13 protein-coding genes are annotated in these 19,165 nt (G+C 54.5%); 8 read left to right on the forward strand and 5 right to left on the reverse strand.

Features of this window, described 5'->3' with window-relative positions:
• The first annotated feature begins 52 nt into the window (after positions 1-52).
• The 5 genes from ASC93_RS30690 to ASC93_RS29730 are packed head-to-tail and all read left to right on the forward strand — an operon-like array spanning position 53 to position 6,933.
• Positions 53-2,212, forward strand: a complete 2,160-nt coding sequence (locus tag ASC93_RS30690) for a hypothetical protein (protein ID WP_157201881.1) — start codon at positions 53-55, stop codon at positions 2,210-2,212.
• Positions 2,209-4,332 carry a site-specific integrase gene (locus ASC93_RS29725; RefSeq protein ID WP_082547973.1) on the forward strand — a complete coding sequence of 708 codons (2,124 nt, stop codon included), beginning with the start codon at positions 2,209-2,211 and terminating at the stop codon, positions 4,330-4,332. Before ASC93_RS30690 ends, ASC93_RS29725 begins: the two co-directional genes overlap by 4 nt.
• Complete coding sequence (locus ASC93_RS30695; RefSeq protein WP_157201882.1) at positions 4,325-5,284, forward strand: hypothetical protein; 960 nt, start codon at positions 4,325-4,327, stop codon at positions 5,282-5,284. The genes ASC93_RS29725 and ASC93_RS30695 overlap by 8 nt, the downstream gene beginning before the upstream one ends.
• Complete coding sequence (locus ASC93_RS30700) at positions 5,277-5,654, forward strand: hypothetical protein (RefSeq protein WP_157201883.1); 378 nt, start codon at positions 5,277-5,279, stop codon at positions 5,652-5,654. Before ASC93_RS30695 ends, ASC93_RS30700 begins: the two co-directional genes overlap by 8 nt.
• Position 5,655: 1 nt before the next feature.
• Positions 5,656-6,933, forward strand: a complete 1,278-nt coding sequence (locus ASC93_RS29730; RefSeq protein WP_200958314.1) for a site-specific integrase — start codon at positions 5,656-5,658, stop codon at positions 6,931-6,933.
• Between the two features lie 82 nt (positions 6,934-7,015).
• On the opposite strand, the gene ASC93_RS29735 is transcribed toward ASC93_RS29730, so the two are convergent.
• On the reverse strand, positions 7,016-8,071 hold the full coding sequence (locus ASC93_RS29735) for a DUF4365 domain-containing protein (RefSeq protein WP_082547975.1): 1,056 nt from the start codon (positions 8,069-8,071) through the stop codon (positions 7,016-7,018).
• Between the two features lie 304 nt (positions 8,072-8,375).
• On the opposite strand from ASC93_RS29735, the gene ASC93_RS12345 reads away from it, so the two are divergent.
• Positions 8,376-8,609 (forward strand): winged helix-turn-helix domain-containing protein, encoded by a 234-nt coding sequence (locus tag ASC93_RS12345; RefSeq protein ID WP_056441928.1) that lies wholly within the window; start codon positions 8,376-8,378, stop codon positions 8,607-8,609.
• Positions 8,610-8,788: 179 nt separating this feature from the next.
• Here the strand turns inward: ASC93_RS12345 and ASC93_RS12350 are convergent, their stop codons facing one another.
• The 4 genes from ASC93_RS12350 to ASC93_RS12365 all read right to left on the reverse strand — a co-directional run bounded on the left by ASC93_RS12350 (position 8,789) and on the right by ASC93_RS12365 (position 14,545).
• A complete protein-coding gene (locus tag ASC93_RS12350; protein WP_056441932.1) occupies positions 8,789-9,505 on the reverse strand; it encodes an MgtC/SapB family protein in 717 nt (238 codons plus the stop codon).
• A gap of 9 nt (positions 9,506-9,514) precedes the next feature.
• Complete coding sequence (mgtA, locus tag ASC93_RS12355; RefSeq protein ID WP_056441937.1) at positions 9,515-12,280, reverse strand: magnesium-translocating P-type ATPase; 2,766 nt, start codon at positions 12,278-12,280, stop codon at positions 9,515-9,517.
• A 200-nt stretch (positions 12,281-12,480) separates the two neighbouring features.
• Positions 12,481-13,875 carry a cell wall metabolism sensor histidine kinase WalK gene (locus ASC93_RS12360; protein ID WP_056441940.1) on the reverse strand — a complete coding sequence of 465 codons (1,395 nt, stop codon included), beginning with the start codon at positions 13,873-13,875 and terminating at the stop codon, positions 12,481-12,483.
• Positions 13,868-14,545, reverse strand: coding sequence for a response regulator transcription factor (locus ASC93_RS12365; protein ID WP_056441943.1), 678 nt, complete (start codon positions 14,543-14,545; stop codon positions 13,868-13,870). The genes ASC93_RS12360 and ASC93_RS12365 overlap by 8 nt, the downstream gene beginning before the upstream one ends.
• Before the next feature lie 370 nt (positions 14,546-14,915).
• On the opposite strand from ASC93_RS12365, the gene ASC93_RS12375 reads away from it, so the two are divergent.
• Positions 14,916-16,058 (forward strand): efflux RND transporter periplasmic adaptor subunit, encoded by a 1,143-nt coding sequence (locus tag ASC93_RS12375; RefSeq protein WP_056441949.1) that lies wholly within the window; start codon positions 14,916-14,918, stop codon positions 16,056-16,058.
• The gene (locus tag ASC93_RS12380; protein WP_056441952.1) at positions 16,051-19,164 is read left to right on the forward strand and encodes an efflux RND transporter permease subunit; all 3,114 of its coding nucleotides are present in this window, start codon (positions 16,051-16,053) and stop codon (positions 19,162-19,164) included. Before ASC93_RS12375 ends, ASC93_RS12380 begins: the two co-directional genes overlap by 8 nt.
• Position 19,165 lies beyond the last annotated feature (1 nt).

Below are 19,165 nucleotides of genomic sequence, written 5' to 3' on the forward strand. Positions count from 1 at the left end.
ACTTGGTGTATTATCCGGAGGAAACAGTGTGTGACTACCTTCGGAGCAAGTCTTGGCAAGAACGAAAAGTGAGACCCCTTTCTCAAAAAAGCGTGTCAGATCAGCCGGCAAAACGGAAGTTCCATCGGCCCCTGTGTTTGCCAACGATGAAGCAAGTTTGCTGCATCGAGCAGAAGAGCGTGCACACCTCAACTTGGACTCTGTTGTTCTCGACGTCCGCAATGTAACTGCTTCGCCTTCCAAACCGTTCAATCGCTCCTTTGTAGGGCTAATAACTGCCTTTCCACATCATGAAGTTTTGATCAAACAACTTCTTGCAGGTGCGGATTTGGACGTTGGAAGCCGCAATGTCTCTTTTCAAACACACCAAGATTGCTACTACGGGATCGAAGAATTCATCGCCTCCGTAAATTCAGAGAACTTATTTCAAGGTAAACCAATAACTTGCATTGCAGATATTGATTATCAAACAACGAGAAATTTTTCCGCATTTCTTCTGCAAAATTGGCCAGGACGTACCTGTAATCGAAAGCGTTACGGGCGCGTCAAAGCACTCGTGCAAAAATTGCACGACCGCTATAAAGACAATCCAAAAATTGGTGAAAATATTTCATGGGCAATTGGCCCGGGAAGTATAGAAACGCCAAGCGAAAGTTATCCAGACCATGTTTTCAATCAGTTAGTTGAATCGAGCCTTACTCACATAAAATTTATTATGCAGATGATGCAGCGTTACCAACAAACGTTGCAGGAATACAAAGGACGCGTCGTTGACTTTAAATACACTGTAAATTCGTTGGGGCAAATCAATGATTTGCCACCTGAGGAAAACCTAAAGTACGTTTCAGCACTTACGGCTAATGCCGTGCCAAATTGGCCGCTAAAGGTAAGTCTGGAGGAGGCAAACGATCAATTTTCTATGGAATGGTATAAAAGACAATTCCGAGGAAATCCTGATCGTCATGTTTGTCGTGCATTGCGACATGTGCGAGTTGAGCGCTCTATCAAACATTACAGCTCCGAAGAGGAAAGAACTATCGAACTGCATGTCGGGCAGATGGCTTACTTTTGCCAGTTCTTCTTTACAACTAGAACACTTTATCCTTTTGTTCTCTTCGTTCAGTTGAACACAGGATGGAATCTTGAGGCGGTGCTCGGTTTGTCTGACGACCTAGATTCCCACATTGGTGAAGATTTAATCGATCCGGATCAATACGCATTAATCTATGGTTCAAAATGGCGGACCGATGATGTGTTGGTCGCTCGAAGTAATAAACGAGACCCTTATTCGGTATTTAACATCCTGAGATTTGTCCAAAGTGTTATTGCGCCATTTAAAGGCACGGTTCAATACAGACAGGGGGTCCTGTGGCAGGCGATTATAAGCAAAAACCTTTGGTTGAGATGGGGGCTAATTGTAGCAGAGCTTAAATTGCAAAATGTTGCGACTGAGTCTGTCAATTTTTTACTTGAACACGGTATCAAAATTGATAACACGGCGATGAAGCCTGGTGTTGAGTCTAGGCGGCTTCGAACTACTTGGGAAACGAAGCGAAAAGAGCAAGGGTTGCCCATCGAAACCATCTCAGAAATGATGAGCCATAGCGATCTCGATACGACCGCTATAAACTACGATAATGATGCCGGGTCTACAAACCTTCGTAACAAAAAACTGCGAAAACTCCAAGCCGATTGGGAAAACGATTTTCGTAATTACGAAGCGCGGCTTTCAATGTCCACCACAATGACTGAATTGCGCGCTGCAATCGCTGATGGGAACAAGCGAAGCGTTATTGATAAGGTAAGTAAAGAGATCGGCGGCCAGACTGAAGAGTCTATTGTTAACCTTCTTTCTCCAGAAGGACAGACGTATATATCCGCTTGCCTTGATGCTACGAAGCCGACTTGGCCAGATTTCGCGCGATTTGTAAGCGAGGGGAGTAGGTGTGCCTTTTTTAACCGATGCTGTCTCTGTCGGCAAGCTGTTATATTCAAGGAAGCGCTACCTTACATTGCACGACGAATTACTGATATCGAAAGTCTAAAGGGACGGCTGGCAACAATAGAATGGGCTAGCAATTACGCTGATGAACTAGAAGGCTGGGAAGATATTTTAGATCGTTGGGAGCCGATTGCCGATGTTGAGACAGCAAAAGAACTATCGGTCAGGCCGGAGTTCGCGCTGCCGTTAACGATGCGAGGAGCGTCATGAATCCAAATATTTCTCCTTTGAAGAGCCGACTGTTAGAGGCGCTTAAAGAAATTTCTGATCAGTCTGCATTAGATGACGCTAAAGAAGACGCCGAGATTGCTTCGGCAACAAATATAGCCGTCGATGTTGCCGATAACGATGCAGAGCTGGATCATGAATTGGCGCCCGTTCTTTCGCTGAGAGCGCTTCCCGTATTGGAGTGGGAATTTATAACATTAAGCCAAAAGAGCAAATTTGGTGACGCCCTCTGGGACTTTTCAGAATATCCCCATGTGGCAAAGAGGCAGGTTCGCATAAATTGGGTTTATACGAGTAAAGACGGAATTAATCTGGCTCATCCTCGCTGTAAGCACTGGGCCCGCATTATCAAAGCCTTATCATTTTATTCGATACCGCACTTTTCCGTGTCCAGTTACGTGCGCTCGTATGGTTCACTTGCTTCGAAAAATTCTAAGCTTCGTAAGTTGCTTGGCTTATTCAAGAAATATAACTTGTATATGGGTGAGTTCGGACAACCAGGGTTCCGGACAATCAACGATTTGTCTTCTGCAACGATAGATGAGTTTATCAAAAGTCTAGACACTAGCAGCAAAAGATGGGAGACAGCACATGCTATCCAGTTTTGGCAAAGACTTTCTTTGGGTAATTTGCTGCCTGAAGAGTATTCAATCTGGGAGCAATTGATAACAAAAAAAGAGGTGGGGCGGCTTCGTAAGGAGTTCGATGATAAGGCGCAACCATACGCTCCAATTGAATTGGACGACTATGCAAACATCATCGACCATTGTGTAAAAATGGTGGAAAACTATAGTGCAGATGTGCTATGGCTTTACGATACATATTATCCTACGATTGTCGGAGGCTTTGAATATCCTGAGCGGGGTAACTTAAAAGTTGGTGGCGTGTCCAGCGGTTCGGAAGAAGGTGTAAATGCTTTCTTAAAATATCAGCCTGTCTCTTATAACGGCGCTCCCTGGTGGTCTATCCGTGTAAAGGAACGGACTAGTGAACATAAAAAGCATGACAAGCCTTGGGGATATATTGATGTTGCAGACATCATTAGCGTAACTGCATCTTTGATTGACGCATGCTGCGTAATTATTTTAGCAACGACAGGGATGCGTCGCTCAGAGGTGATCAATTTGCGTAGCGGATGCGTAACACAGGATGACGAAGGCCACTGGCTTCGTTACACAGTTTTCAAGACGTCCCGAGCCAGTCAAGGCGATAACAAACGCATACCTATTCCACAAATTACGGCCGATGCGATTGCAATTATGGAACGATTGGGTCGCGAGGCGCGCATGTTCGGCAAAACCGATAGGCTTTTTGCGAGCATTAATAAAGGTCACTTTGGTCGGCCGACTCATGCAGCGTATCCGGAGCGCGCTGTTAAACGCGTGTCACTTGCGGTTGATGCTGACGAATCAATTCATCCTCATCGCTACCGTAAAACACTGGCAATGTATCTTGTTTACCAAGATCCTAGAAATATCGAGATCGTTAGACAATTATTTTCACATGCCAGTCTTAAAATGACTCTTCGGTATGTTATGTCGCTTCCAGGAATCGACGATGAGATCAAAAAGATTATTGTTCAGCAAAACGTCGACATTCTCGTTGAAGTTCTGAATGCTGCTCTGACTGGCCGTATTGGAGGCAAAGCAGGAAAGCGTTTGCAGAAAGCGGTCGAGGATAAACCGCAATTTGCTGCCCGATTGCAAGATAAAGGCAAAGAAACGCTTGTGCAATATATCGATTCTATGTTGGATCAAGGCATCAAAATATTGCATAGGACAAATCTGGCCATTTGCTTAAAGACCCCGGGTTATCTTGAAAGTGCACCATGCGACGCAAAGAACGATGATCCAGCCACTAAACTCCATCCAAATTTGTTTGCCTGCGATCCATTTAATTGTCGCTTTGCAGCTTTTGTAGAGTCAAATACCCCTGCGATGCGTTCTGAAATCTTGTTTCACGACAAGCTCATACGCCATACCTATGCTAGCGATCGACAAAAAAAATTCTCGGAGCGACGTATTGCCGAAGTTACTAAACGCCTAGTCGAGATTGGACATGTCGGAACGTACGAGCTTCTCCAGGAAGTGAGTAATGGCTAAATCTGAAAACTTGGACAAGGCCTATATGGCTATCGGGTCGTTGCTTGCCAGCGGCGTAAGAAAACTTTCCGTCGAAAAGGTTAGGGTCGCTTCTGGCTTAGCTCGTCAAACATTTTATCAGGAAGACGAAGACTGGCTCGAGGTTCGAGCGGTTATCAACGGCAAGCCGTCCGATCGCGTCAAGCTCGTACAAGTCGAGATTAAAAAGAAATCTGAAACTGAACGACAACTTGACTCGCTTTTTGAGCGTATAGAGACCATGGAGCAGGAAGTCGCTCGTCTCGAAGGAACGGCGTCTCAAGTCTATAAGGAACTAATCGATGAGATCCAACGCTGGTTTTATAAAGCATCAGAGAATCCCAAAAGAAATGCTACAGCTGCTCGTCACATTGAAGAATTGAATAGTATGCGTCAAGAAATGGATCGCTTGACTGCTGAGAATAGGTTGCTTAGAGCGCGGGAAAGCGATCAAGATACAGTAAAAATATTAAGCCATAAAAAAGTCATAGAATTGAAAACGCTTGCTGAGCCAGGCGACATATTTGATGACTTTTTGAAGCAATATAAATCGATAGTTTCTACTCCGTCTATGGCTGCGTTGATACGCGGCGTTTATGTTCTTTGTGGGCTTCCTTGTTCAGGAAAAAGCAATTGGATAAAAGCTCATAAGCCGCCATCGTCAGGCCTCCACATCTACGTCGATTCATGTGCTCATCAGACGCACATTCGGCGCTTCATTGCCAAGCAGGTCGCAGTATCCGATGTAGAAATTCACTGTGTTTGGCTGCGTAACGATAAGCAGGCTTGTTTGGAGCGTAGCGCAGCAGGTTATGCCGGCGCAGCAAAAATTATAAAGCAAGAGGAGATAAATTTCATAGCTGAAAACTTTCAGGATCCGTCTTTGGCTGAGTTGTTTGATTCTGTGATTTTGGTTTCAAAAGATAATGGATAAAAAGGATCGACTTAAAAAGTTCATTCGCGATAGAGATGAAAATCGCGATTGGATTAATTATATCTCGCGCGACGGCGTAAGCTTGATAAGGCAAAGGATTATAGAGGAGTGTGGCTTTTCAAGGTCATCGCTTTATCAAAACGAAACAGTGAAGAGCCAACTTTCATGTCTTGAGATCGAACTGCAAAGAAGGGGGATCCTAAAGGCTGAGAGGAATAGCAATGGCTTTCAGCCTGAGAATGAGGTTGGCGTAGACGAGAAAATTCATGAACTGAATTCTCGTGTAGCTGCGATTCAGCTTAAGATCGAGGCCTTATCAAGCTCGATTAATGACGCACGCGCCGCTGGCTTACGGTCGGGCGAAATTTAAAATGGCTCAACTACATTTCGCACACGGCGTCACCAGAGTATCTTCGGATAACCAAGCTGATACCACGATGCCCATTTTTTTGGACGACAACCACAGGGTCATCGAAGCGCCTTCATGGTGGATTGGCAAAATTGCACATAAAGCTTCTCGCTCTAATGATACGCTGCACAAGTATTCAAATATCATGCTTAGATATCTTCAATGGCTTGATGATAACGGATACGGTGCCAATGGATGGGCCATGGTTGATGAGAACATCTTTGAAAGCTTTATCGACAGTTTATGTGGGCCAGATGTGACCGGGCAATCGATTGTTTATTATTGCGCACGCATTAAATCATTTTACAAGTGGGCTCAGTCTAATGGATATCGACATTTCTTTGATTTAAGTAGTGATATTGAAGAAAAGGTCGAAGTCGCGATGCGCGATCAGCTTATGCTTGCGCATGTAAAAGCTACTGTAACAGTAACGAAGGTCGGGATCGATAGTCCTACCGGAAAGACTGCTTTGCATGAAAGAGAAGTTGAGAGATTTGTGACGGAGCGAAATCACCACGTTGCTCTATCGCTTATGGATGATGTTGCTATTCAAATGATTGCAACAATTATTTGGATAACCGGCCTGCGGCCGCGAGATTTGTGGCAGCTTCCGTATCGCGGCAACAAAGAAAATGTTGAATTTGTTCCATACGATGTAGATATAATTCCTGCCGACCTCGGTGTTCAAAATATGAACTTTTGGTTTAGGTCCAAAGGGAAACATCGATCTATTGAGTTCCCAGGCGCACTTTGGAAAGTTATTTGTGAACGTTATATTCCGCTTAGACGTGAGCGAGCGGCACTGTATATGGAAAAATACGGTGTTAGCCCACCAAACTCTGCCCTATTTCTAGCAGTAGATGGTGAACTCATCAATAGCGATAGACTTCGTTATGAATTTTCTAAGGTTTTGGTAAAATCGAGGTCAATGATAGAGCGCGGCTTAGATAGCGGCTTCACGGGAAAGAAATACAATGCAAGGATGCTTCGGCATTCATGCGCGACTTATTTTGTGTACGGGCATCTTAAGCAGAAGAGACTAATTGGAAAGCCGTACGTCTACGACCCAGTTATTGATGAAAAACTGCGCAGGATGCTCGGTCATGAAAGCGTTGAAACCACATATAAATATTACGTGCACTTGGTGAACCGCTTTCATAGTGATGATTTATTGAAAGACCTTAAGAGCTCGCATGTTAACGTTGCTTTGAATGCGTTACTTGATTCGCTAAGTTATTAATCCTTGGCGATTCTTATTCTCGAATATCGTGGCTTACGTCGAGTTAACTTATGAATTTTTTTTGGTCACGAGGAAACGTGTATCAGACTAGTCGACTATGCCATGGTGCAATACTTATAAAGCTACCTTCTTTCGAAGGGTCGTCATTTAATTCAAGTAGTCCTATCTTTTGAAGCACCATTACATAGCCAAAAAGTTTATGTCCGTAATCGTTTAGCCGGGCGCCGAATAAGAACTCATAATATTCGTTCGCGAAATTTTCGCCGAATATCTTATCTCTGTTCAGTAAAGTGATCGTCATACCATCTTCTACTAGTTCCTCTTCGCCCCATCTATTTGTAAAAGTAAGCGGGTCATATTCTTCAATGGCAAATAATTCGAGGAAAGGGTAGCTTTCCTCTGGATCGATTCCACCATGTTGCCAATGTTCGTGAATCACACGCCAGTTCTCGTCTGCCATGTCATCTAGGCCAGTCGGACGCTCTAATACGCGTAGTTCATCACGCGTTTTGCTTATCCATTTTCTCCACGAAATACCGTGTTCTACGTTCCTCCGTTCAGCCGTGCCTATCGTATATATTGTGTCGAAAGCTCGACGAACGAGCCGTATGTCATCGTAGTCCGCGTCCAATGCTCTGGTCCACTGAGCAATGTCGGCATATCGGAGAAGGATCGAAAACGCCTGCTCATCTAGGACGCTATAAGCTGGGACTACAACCGTCGTGCTCTTTTGGTCGAGTGTAAGAATGCTTCGGCCCCAAGTCCGACTTATATAATCTTGTAAATTAAGTACTAGAAACTCGTCTATTGACTCGACGTATACGACAAGCTGTGTGGGCTCCTTATCAAGGAACCAGTGTCGCAAATGTTCTACTTGCAGCGATAGTCGTACTTCTTTAGTCCGCTCTATTTCTTTTCTAGAAACGGACGATGCCATAACGCCCTTCATCTGGAACCAGACGAGTGAATTTGTAACATTTTTTTTTCCTGATTTTGAGTCTTTTGTCAGGTGAAGTCCAATATCGCGGGCTGCTCGGTCTCGTTCGTATTTGACAAAAACACCATATTTGGCTGCCAAGCGCTCGAATTTCGCCATATATTGCTGTTCAAAATCATCGTTTTGCCCAATGACTAACATAAATATCCCGATAAATTGCAGTTGGGTAAGTGAAACATGATCGCAGTTGTCGATCTCAAATGACCTCCGCAAGTCATCCGAGACGGAGCATCTTAGCAAAGCTTGACGTGAATACGGTCCGCGCCCTCGACTGCGGAGCCGACGACTATTTGAAAAAACTGTTCGGAGTGGGCGCGTCGCTAGCACGCTTGCGCGCGTTGCAACACCGCTAGCGTGGCCCTGCGGCGGGCGCGACGGCAAAGTGCGCTTCAGCGACGTGGTGGTCGACGTGCAGAACCGCCGCGTGACCTAGGCGGCGCAGGCTGTGCGCCTGCCGCCGACCGAGCACCGGCTGTTGGCGGTCCTGGTTGTCAACGCCAGCAAGGTCAGGACGACGCCCGAGCTGCTGCGCATGGTGTGGGGACCGAACCAGGCCGACAACACCCATTACCTGCGCATCTATATTGGGCGCTTGAAGCACAAGCTCAAGGAAAACCCTGCGCAGCCGCAGTACCTGATCACCGAAACCTGCGTCGGCTATCGGTTTGAGCTGCCTTGAGGAGATCGCAGGACCCAAGTTAACTCGACAGCCAACTCATTATCGTCGACTTAAGGTAGGTAAGGGCACTGTGGTACCGTCCTGAGTGCGCCCGAGGCACCTGATTGGCACGTAATAGGCTCTAAGGTATTTGCTCGAATCTGCTGCCGTTTGCTGTTGCCATACGACGTACAGGAATGTCACTCGGTTGTGCTCGGACTCCAAAACGCCTGTCGGACGGCAGGCAAGGTCGCGATGCGTCGCACCACACTATCGAGTTCCGCGCTGTCGACCGAAGTTGCAGTCAAGGTGGCCTCGATTTCGACCTCATCCTCTCCGAACGGGTGGATGTCGAGATCGCTTGTCGGGTAGCTGCTCCGTTCCAGCGCCTCTTCGAGCTGGGCCATGACCGCCTTCTGATGCGCGCGCTCCGCAATGACATAGACGGTGTTCGTCACCTCGGCTGACTCGACATTGAGGGGCTGTCGATTCATCGTATTCACGATTGGACGCAGCAGCGTGTTCGCCGCTAGTACGAATACAGTGGCCAGCGCCGCTTCGAGGATCAGATCGGCGCCAGCCGCGGCGCCTACCGCAGCCGATCCCCATAACGTCGCTGCGGTGTTGAGGCCGCGTACATTGCCTTCCTCGCGCATGATTGCGCCAGCGCCGAGGAAGCCGATCCCTGACACGACATAAGCGACGACGTGAACCGCGCCTTCATGACCCTGCAGCCGGTTCGCCATGTCGACAAACACAGCTGCGCCGACTGCCACCAGCACGTTGGTGCGCAGTCCGGCAGTGCGTTGCCGGTACTGCCTTTCAATGCCGATCAGGCCACCGAGCAGAAAGGCCGTCGCTAGACTCACGAGCGTATCGAGTAGCGAAGCGAGGTTGATGTTTTCGAGAGCGGCCATGTCACTTCCTTATTGCCAGCCCCAACGGCGACGATAGTATCCCTTCATCGCTTGGGTCAATCCCATGTACGCAAGGATGATCAAGGGCAGGAGGGCAAAGTACAGCGGCGGCAAAGCCTGCAGCTTGAAGTAATGCGCCAAGGGCCCCATCGGCAGGAAGATGCCGACCGCCATGATCACGCCCGTCATTACCATCAACGGCATGGCGGCCCGGCTCTGGATGAAGGGCACCTTGGGTGTCCGGATCATGTGTACGATGAGTGTCTGCGTCAGCAGGCCGACAATGAACCAGCCCGACTGAAAAATCGTCTGCTGTGCGGGCGTCTGTGCATCGAACACATACCACATCATAACGAAGGTCACGATGTCGAACACCGAGCTGATCGGCCCGAAGAACACCATGAATCGCCCGATGTCCGCCGGTTGCCAGCGCTGCGGCGCACGCAGCATTTCGTCGTCCACGTGGTCGAATGGAATGGCGATCTGCGACACGTCATACAGCAGGTTCTGCACCAGGAGATGGATCGGCAACATCGGCAGGAATGGGATAAAGGCCGATGCTACCAGCACCGAGAATACGTTGCCGAAGTTGGAACTGGCCGTCATCTTGATGTACTTGAGCATGTTGGCAAAGGTGCGGCGTCCTTCCAGCACGCCTTCTTCGAGAACCATCAGGCTCTTCTCAAGCAAGATGAGGTCTGCAGCCTCTTTGGCGATATCCACCGCCGAATCGACCGAAATCCCGATGTCCGCGGTACGCAGCGCAGGGGCGTCATTGATCCCATCGCCCATGAAACCAACTACGTTGCCGTTGGCCTTCAGCAGGCGCACGATGCGCTCCTTGTGCGAAGGCGTCAGCTTCGCGAACACATTATTTTCTTCGACTGCCACAGCCAGCTCGGCATCACTCATCCGCTCGATGTCGCCGCCCAGCAGCAGCCCCTGTTGCGCCAATCCCACCTCACGGCAGATCTTGGCCGTAACCAGCTCGTTGTCCCCGGTCAGCACCTTGACCGTGACGCCATGTTCAGCCAGCGCCTTGAGCGCTGGCGCGGTCGAGTCTTTCGGTGGATCTAGAAAGGCAACATAACCGACCAGGGTCAGCGCGCGCTCATCCGCCAGGCCATACACCTCTTGCGTGGGCGGCCCTTCCTTGGTGGCGACCGCGACCACACGCAGGCCTTCTTCATTCAACGCGGCTGTTACCTTGCGGATCCGGGCCAGCAGCTCGGTCGTCAGCGGTTCGGTCGCCGCGCCGTGGCGAACCTGCGTGCAGACAGCCAGAATCTCCTCGACCGCGCCTTTGGTGATGAGTAGGTGATGATCGTCGTGCTCGGCCACGACCACCGACATCCGGCGGCGATTGAAATCGAACGGGATTTCGTCGACCTTGCGATAATTCCTGGCCGGCTCGAGTTCGCGATCCAGCTCGGCGTGTTCAAGCACGGCCACGTCCAGCAGGTTCTTGAGACCAGTCTGGTAGTAGCTGTTGAGATAGGCCATTTCCAGCACGTCCTCGGAGTCCTCGCCCCAGACGTCGACATGTCGCGCCAGGAAGATCTTGTCCTGGGTTAGGGTACCTGTCTTGTCGGTGCAAAGGACATTCATCGCACCGAAGTTCTGGATCGCATCAAGCCGCTTGACGATCACCTTTTTTCGCGACAGGAACACGGCCCCCTTGGCCAATGTCGAGGTCACGATCATGGGCAACATTTCCGGGGTAAGACCCACGGCAACGGACAGGGCAAACAACAGTGCCTCCATCCAGTCATGCTTGGTGAATCCATTGATGAACAAAACCAGTGGCGCCATTACGAACATGAAGCGGATCAGCAGCCAGCTCACCTTGTTCACGCCTGCTTGGAATGCCGTCGGTGCACGATCGGTCGCAGTGACGCGGCTGGCGAGAGCGCCAAAATACGTGTCGTTTGCAGTGCTGAACACCATGGCGGTAGCTGAGCCAGACACGACGTTAGTGCCCATGAACAGGATATTTTCCAGCTCCAGCGGGCTGAGCGCCGTGACGTCGCGTTGAATCGCAAATTTTTCCACCGGCATCGACTCACCCGTCATCGCGGCTTGCGCCACGAATAGATCCTTGGCGCTCAATACACGGCAATCGGCCGGAATCATATCGCCAGCCGACACGACGACCAGGTCGCCCGGCACCAGCAATTTGATTGGGATTTCCAGGCGTTGCGCGGCTCTGGCATACATGCTGACGCCCACATCATTGACGTCCACGCCCGTGGACACCGACGATGGGCCGCGGCGAATGACGGTGGCGGTATTGCTGACCATCGCCTTGAGCGCATCTGCTGCCCTGTTCGACTTGCCTTCCTGCCAGAAGCGCAACAGGGTCGACAGCACCACCATCGTGCCGATCACAACCGCAGCCGTCATGTCTTCCGTGAGGTAGGAAATGATCGCGAGCAGCGTGAGAAGCAGGTTGAAGGGGTTGCGATAGCAATGCCACAAATGCACCCACCAGGGCAATGGTTTTTCGTGCTCGACCTCGTTAAGCCCCACACGTTCACGGACGGCTTCGGCTTGCGCTTCGGACAGTCCATCGCCATGGCTGTTGAAACGTGCAAGCAAGGCATCGGTGTCGCTTATGGCCACGCTGATCAAGGTATGGGTGAGCGGCGCAGGCACGTCCCTGCTGACGCCGCTCTGGGTCACGGTGTCCAGCAATGCAAGGCGACGGAAGTGTCGGGTGATGTGGCGGGTGTAAACGAATCCCGCGAAGAATTTTTTCAGGACGGTGAGGCTCATTATTTTTCCTTATTAGCCACCACCCTGAACGCATCAGGATGGCGGCAGCCGAGACGGACTATGGTCCATGGTGATTTCTTAAAACTCCGTATGTAGCCGAACGCAAGCTACGTTAATTGGGTCCGGTCTGCGTGATAGCCTGGGATGCCAATGCGCAGCCAATCCAGCATCCTCATGCCGTCCTGGTGCACAACGGTTTGTCATCCCGCACGCGGCAACGACATGGTGAACTTCGCGCCGCCAGAATGATTGGTTTCAACAGTAATCCGTCCACCGTATGCACGTACGAGCGTCTGCGAGAGTGACAGTCCGAGTCCAACACCCGGGGTGGCTGCGCGCGCTGCCGCACCGCGAAAAAAACGGTCGAACAGATAGGGCAGGTCCTCCGCCGCAATGCCCGGTCCCTGGTCTTGCACCGAGATCGCGACATTCTCCTCATCCGTCGTCAGGTTGACCACGACCGTGCCGCCCGTCGGCGAAAACTTCACCGCGTTGTCGATCAGGTTGGTCAGGGCCAGGCTGGTCGCCGCGCGGGCGACAGCTATCGGTTCCGCCGTCGCGGCGTCGAATACTAAGTTAATTTGGCGCTCTTGAGCAAGTGGCAACATGCGGCGTATGGTGTCCTGCACGAGTACAGCAGCGGATACGGCTTCGGCGGGATCGCGCTTTTCTCCGGCGTCGAGTCTGGCGAGCATCAGCAATTCTTCGACCAGTGAGGTCAGACGCAGGACCTCGTCCCTGCATGACCGCAGTGCGTCGACATAGTCTTGTGCCTCACGCGGGCGGCGCAGGGTCACCTCGATCTCGGTGCGCAGCCGCGACAGCGGCGAGCGCAGTTCGTGCGACGCATCCGCAGTAAAGCGGCGTTGGGAATCGAAGGCAAATTCGAGGCGATCCAGCATCGCATTCAGGATATCGACGAGATGGCCGATTTCGTCGCTGGTTCCAGGGTGCGGCAATCGTTGATTCAGGTTCGTCTCGCCGATCAGGCGCGCCTTGTCGATGATCTCGTCGATGGCGCGAAAGGTGCCGCGGGTCAGGGCCAGTCCGGCATAGCCGACCGCCAGAAGCAAGGTCAGCGTCATTCCGGTGAACAGGATGGCGGCCGATTGCAGCGTATGGTCGACGTCATCGAGCGAGCCGGCTACCTGGATCGCGAGCTTGCGGCCTCTGACCAGCGTGGGGACCGAGACCATGCGCAAGGGTTCTTCGCTAGCATTGGGTAGCGTCTCGTACACGGTCTCGCCAGCGTTCAACCGGTCGAGCAGCGATCGAGGCGCGGGTAGTGTGCCGGCGCCGAGATTAACGCTGCGTGCCAGCACCCGGCCGTCGGCGTCGACGATCTGCACCAATCGGTCAAGCCTGATGAGGGACGGCGGCGCGCTTCCGGCTGGCGCGTCATGGACGTGAATCGATCCGCCAGCATTTTCCGACTGCATGCTGACTTCGGTCTCGGCAAGGGCCAGCAGCGCAGCGTCGAGTTGGCCTTGGACGGAGCGCGACAGTTGCCACCAGCCAGCCAGTGCAGTACAGGTGACAATGACGATGACCGTGGCTAAATGGCCCAGGATCAGACGACGGCGCAGGCTAAGCATGACCGGCGACGCACAGGCGGAAGCCACGGCCGCGTACGGTCTCGATTAGCACGGCGCTGCCCGAGGCGTCGAATTTGCGGCGGAGGTTCTTGATGTGAACGTCGATGAGATTGTCGATGGCGATCAGGTCGACTTGCCAGACCTGCTCCGCCAGTTGCAAGCGGCTCACGACCTGGTCCGCTTGGCGCATCAGGATTTCCAGGATCGCGTATTCCTTCGGTGTCAGGTTGAGGTCGCGGTTTGCGCAGGTTGCGGTATGCCTGTGGACATCGAGTTCCACGTCGGCCACTCGTACCGAATGCGTACTTTTCGCTTCGGTGCGGCGCAACAAGGCACGCACGCGTGCCAACAACTCATCGAAGTCGAATGGCTTGGTGAGATAGTCGTCGGCGCCCGTGTTCAGGCCGGCGACGCGATCGGCGACGGCATCGCGCGCGGTGAGCATCAGGATCGGCTGGCGCAGGCCGCGGCATCGCCAGGCGTCGCACAGTGCGATGCCATCCCGGCCTGGGAGCATCCAATCGAGGATGACCATATCGAAACGCGCATCCATCAAGGCATCTGCCTCCTCGGCCGAATGCACGACCGCGACCTTAAATCCTTCCTCTTCCAGACCGCGTGCCAGCAAGCGTGCCGCCTTTTGATCGTCTTCCACCAGCAAAATATTCATGCATCCCCTCGCTGAACAGGCAGTATAACAGCGCCGCACCGCGCTCTTTTCTGAAGAAAAATTCAGGATGCAGTGCAACATGTTTGCGTATCATGACGACACTCTCACATCCCAAGGACAGACCATGGATCCCGATCCCAGTCATGCCTTGTGGCGCATGCACGTCGCCAGCTGATCACGCTCGCCATGAGCGCGGTGTGGCGTCTGCAGCCCCACCTGGCTCCCAATAATCGACACGCGCGGTATCGCTGCCGTCCGTTCCCACCAACATGACAGGCAAGCCGCGTCACTGCTCAGGCGCAGCATGCCGTGGTCGCGCACGCGTGTGTGCGCGACGAACCCGTGAAGCTTGCCCGCATCGGAGTACACCATGAAAAAAAGAAATCTACGTCAAACTTTCGCTCTCGGCACTGTCGGGGCCTGCACGCTCGGACTGGGCGGATGGGGGGTGCTCGCGTTGCACGCCAAGGAACCAACCCCGGAAGCCGCGCCGCCAGTGCTGCGCCACGAGGGCGAGCAAGTGGTGATTCCGGCCGGCTCGCCGCTGCGCCAGACGCTGGCCGTTGCAACGGTCAACGAGCAGCAGGTCGGGGTGCCGTTCGTGCTGCCGGCAGCGGTCGAAGCCGACCCGGCCAAGCTGGTGAAGGTGCTGCCGCCGGTTACCGGTCGCATCGTGAGCCTGAATAAACAGCTGGGCGAAGCGGTAAAAGTGGGTGACGTGTTGTTCACGATCGATTCGGCCGATTTGGCCCAGGCCAACGCCGACGCCGCCAAGGCCGGTGCGGCGTTGACACTCGCGCGCCGCAACCTTGAACGCCAGCGCGAGCTTGATGCGTCCGACATCGCGTCCAAGCACGACGTCGAACAGGCGCGCAACGACTACGAGCAGGCCGCCAGCGAGGCTGCCCGTGCCGGCGCGCGCCTGGCGCAGCTCGGCGCGCGCATGAATGCGGCGCCGTCGGGCCACGTGCTCGCGGTGCGCGCACCGATCTCCGGACGCGTGGTCGACCTCACGGCCGGTGTCGGGGGCTACTGGAACGATGCCACCGCGCCGCTGATGGTCGTGGCCGACCTGTCGCACGTGTTCGTCACCGCCAACGCCCAGGAGAAGGATTTGGCCCATCTGTACGAGGGGCAATCCGTCTCGGTCCGTTTCGACGCCTATCCCGAGCCGCGCGAGGCCAAGGTGGGCATCATCGGCTGGACCCTCGACTCGGACACCCGCACGATGAAAGTGCGCATCCCGCTCGATAACCGTGACGGGCGGCTGCGGGCCGGCATGTTCGCACAAGCGACCTTCGTCGGACGGCCGCACGCTGGCCTTTTGGTGCCGACGACGGCAGTCGTGCAGAGCGGCTTTGCTACTCGCGCTTTCGTCGAGACCTCGCCCTGGAAGTTCACGCCGCGTACCGTCAAGCTGGGCGCCCAGGTCGGCGACCAGGTCGAGGTCGTGAGCGGCCTGGCCGCCGGCGAGCGCGTGGTCGTCAAGAACGGAGTACTGTTGAATGATTGAACGTATCGTTACCCTGTGCTTCAACCGGCGCGGCATCGTCGCCCTGATCTTCCTGCTGGTGGCCCTGTATGGCGCCTACTGCTGGACAGAACTGCCGCTCGAGGCCTATCCGGACATCGCCGATACCACTTCGCAGGTCGTCACCCAGGTGAACGGCCTGGCCGCGGAGGAAGTCGAGCAGCAGATCACGATCCCACTCGAGCGCGAGATCATGGGGACGCCGGGCATGCATGTCATGCGTTCGAAGAGTACCTTCGGCCTGTCGCTGATTACCGTCGTGTTCCAGGACGGTGCCGAGGATTACTGGTCGCGCCAGCGCCTGCAGGAGCGCATCGCGGGCGTCGCGCTGCCATACGGCGCGCAGCCAGCGCTCGACCCGTTGACTTCGCCGATCGGCGAAATTTACCGCTACACCCTCGAATCGAAGACGCACGACCTGCGCGACCTGTCGGAGCTGCAGCGCTGGATCGTCGTCCCGCGCCTGAAACAGGTGCCTGGCGTGGTGGACGTCAGTAACTTCGGTGGGCTGACGACGCAATTCCAGCTCGACCTGGACCCGGCGCGCCTGTCGAAATACAACGTGTCGCTGGCCCAGATCACACAGGCTGTCGGTGCCAACAATGCCAACGCCGGCGGCAGCGTACTGACGCGCGGCGAGCAGGGCCTGGTCGTCCGGGGCGTCGGCCTGATCCGGAACCTGAATGACCTCGGCAACGTCGTCATCACGGAAAAGGGCGGGGTGCCGGTGCTCGTCAAAGACGTCGGCACGGTCACGCTCGGCAATCAGGAGCGGCATGGCATCCTCGGGAAGGACCGGGTGTCGGACACGGTGTCGGGCATCGTGCTGCTGCTGAAGAACGAGAATCCGTCGCGCGTCATGACCGGTGTGCACGAGGCGGTCGATGATCTGAACGCGCACCTGTTGCCGAAGGACGTCAAGGTCGTGCCCTACCTGGACCGCAGCAGCCTGGTGGACGCAACCGTGCACACGGTCGGGAAGACCCTCATCGAGGGCGTCGTGCTGGTCACGCTGGTGCTCGTGCTGTTCCTGGGCAGCCCGCGCGCGGCGCTGATCGCGGCCGTGACCATCCCCGTGTCGCTGATGATCGCTTTCATCCTCATGCATCACTTCAAGATCCCGGCCAACCTGCTTTCGCTGGGCGCGATCGACTTCGGCATCATCGTCGATGGTGCGATTTTTGTGCTGGAAAATATCTTGCAGCGGCGCGAGGCCAAGCCGGACGGCTTGATGACGGCCGAGGATGCGCTCAAGGGCACGCTGCAGGTCATGCGTCCGACCTTCTTCGGAATGGTCGTGATCATGCTCGCCTACCTGCCGCTGTTCGCCTTCCAGCGCATCGAATACAAACTGTTTTCGCCGATGGCGTTCGCGGTAGGCTTTGCCCTGCTCGGTGCGCTCCTGATGACCTTGACGCTAATCCCGGGAATGGCGTACTGGGCATTCCACAAGCCGCGCAAGGTCTTCCACAACCGGCTGCTGACCTGGCTCGCGCCGCGCTACGAGGCGCTGCTGCACAAGCTGGTGGGCAGGGCAGGCGCAGTGCTCGCGATCGCCGGCGCCACATTGGTGGCGGTCGTGCTCCTCGGGATGTCGATCGGCCGGGACTTCCTGCCGACCCTGGATGAAGGTTCGATCTGGCTGCAGGTCACGCTTCCACCAGGGATTTCACTCAACAAGGCGACCGAGATGGCCGACAAGCTGCGTGCAGTGACGCTCGAGGAGCCACAGGTCGCTCACGTTGTCACGCAGCTCGGCCGCAACGACGATGGGACCGATCCTTTCACGCCTTCGCACATCGAATGCGCGGTGGCGCTGCATCCGTACAGCGAATGGCCGTCTGGAATGAGCAAGCAGGATTTGATCGAGCGGCTGTCTGCGCGCTACCGCCAATTGCCGGGCACTGACGTCGGCTTCTCGCAGCCGATGATCGACGGCGTGCTCGACAAGTTGGCGGGGGCGCACAGCGACTTGGTCGTCAAAGTCTACGGTAACGATTTCCACGAGACCCGCCGCTTGGCGACGGCGGTCGAACGCCTGCTCAAGACCGTCTCCGGCGCCCAGGACGTCATCGTCGACCAGGAGCCGCCGCTGCCCCAGGTGCGCATCGACGTCGACCGCGCCGCGGCCGCGCGCCAGGGCATCAATGTCGCCGACGTGATGGCGCTGATTCAGACCGGCATCGGTGGAGGCCCCATTGCCCAGGTATATGTCGATGATCGCAGCTACGACATCACGGCGCGGTTCACCGGCATTGCTCACAACGACCCGCAGCAGATCGGCAACCTGGTGCTGACAACTGCGAGCGGCGCGCACATCGCCTTGTCCCAAGTAGCAACGGTGCGCATCGCCGAAGGCGAGACGACGATCACACGCGAAATGAGCCGCCGCCATCTGACCGTACGCACCAACCTGCGCGGGCGTGACCTGTCCTCCTTCCTGGCCGACGCCCAGGGACGGATCGAGCGGGAGATCGCCTACGATCATTCGCGCTATCAGATTTCCTGGGGTGGCCAGTTCGAAAATCAGCAGCGCGCGCAGGCGCGCCTTGCCGTGATTGTACCGGCGGCCCTGGCGCTGATGTTCGTGCTGCTGTTCGGCGAATTCGGCAATCTGCGTCAGCCCGGCCTGATTTTGCTCGTCGTGCCCCTGTCGCTGCTCGGTGGCCTGGTGGCGCTGGAGCTGAGGGGAATGACGTTCAACGTGTCGTCTGCGGTCGGGTTCATCGCACTGTTCGGCGTCTCGGTGCTGAACGCCGTGGTGATGGTGGCCAACCTGAACCGTTGGCGCAAGCAGATGCCGCACGACCTGAAGGGGGCCGTCATCAATGCTGCGCGTGAACGTCTGCGTCCGGTGCTGACGACCGCCACGGTAGCGGCGCTCGGACTGGTCCCGGCCGCGCTTGCGCATGGCCTTGGCAGCGATGTGCAGCGGCCTCTAGCCACCGTGGTCGTCGGCGGCCTCGTCACCGCCACGGCGCTGACGCTGGTGCTGCTGCCAGCGCTGTATTACCTGATTGAAGACTATATTGCGCGCCGGCCCCGGCCGGAAAGCCCGGTCCCGTTCTCGGCCGTGGAAGGAGATTGAG

The organism is Massilia sp. Root335 (genome assembly GCF_001425685.1).
Taxonomy (GTDB): Bacteria; Pseudomonadota; Gammaproteobacteria; order Burkholderiales; family Burkholderiaceae_D; genus Telluria; species Telluria luteola.

What these genes read in the sequence shown, in the direction of transcription:
- ASC93_RS29725 (WP_082547973.1), top strand. Translation starts at nt 2,209, where the DNA reads ATGAATCCAAATATTTCTCCTTTGAAGAGCCGACTGTTAGAGGCGCTT.
- ASC93_RS30695 (WP_157201882.1), top strand. Translation starts at nt 4,325, where the DNA reads ATGGCTAAATCTGAAAACTTGGACAAGGCCTATATGGCTATCGGGTCG.
- ASC93_RS30700 (WP_157201883.1), top strand. Translation starts at nt 5,277, where the DNA reads ATGGATAAAAAGGATCGACTTAAAAAGTTCATTCGCGATAGAGATGAA.
- ASC93_RS29730 (WP_200958314.1), top strand. Translation starts at nt 5,656, where the DNA reads ATGGCTCAACTACATTTCGCACACGGCGTCACCAGAGTATCTTCGGAT.
- ASC93_RS29735 (WP_082547975.1), bottom strand. Translation starts at nt 8,071, where the DNA reads ATGTTAGTCATTGGGCAAAACGATGATTTTGAACAGCAATATATGGCG.
- ASC93_RS12350 (WP_056441932.1), bottom strand. Translation starts at nt 9,505, where the DNA reads ATGGCCGCTCTCGAAAACATCAACCTCGCTTCGCTACTCGATACGCTC.
- mgtA (WP_056441937.1), bottom strand. Translation starts at nt 12,280, where the DNA reads ATGAGCCTCACCGTCCTGAAAAAATTCTTCGCGGGATTCGTTTACACC.
- ASC93_RS12360 (WP_056441940.1), bottom strand. Translation starts at nt 13,875, where the DNA reads ATGCTTAGCCTGCGCCGTCGTCTGATCCTGGGCCATTTAGCCACGGTC.
- ASC93_RS12365 (WP_056441943.1), bottom strand. Translation starts at nt 14,545, where the DNA reads ATGAATATTTTGCTGGTGGAAGACGATCAAAAGGCGGCACGCTTGCTG.
- ASC93_RS12375 (WP_056441949.1), top strand. Translation starts at nt 14,916, where the DNA reads ATGAAAAAAAGAAATCTACGTCAAACTTTCGCTCTCGGCACTGTCGGG.
- ASC93_RS12380 (WP_056441952.1), top strand. Translation starts at nt 16,051, where the DNA reads ATGATTGAACGTATCGTTACCCTGTGCTTCAACCGGCGCGGCATCGTC.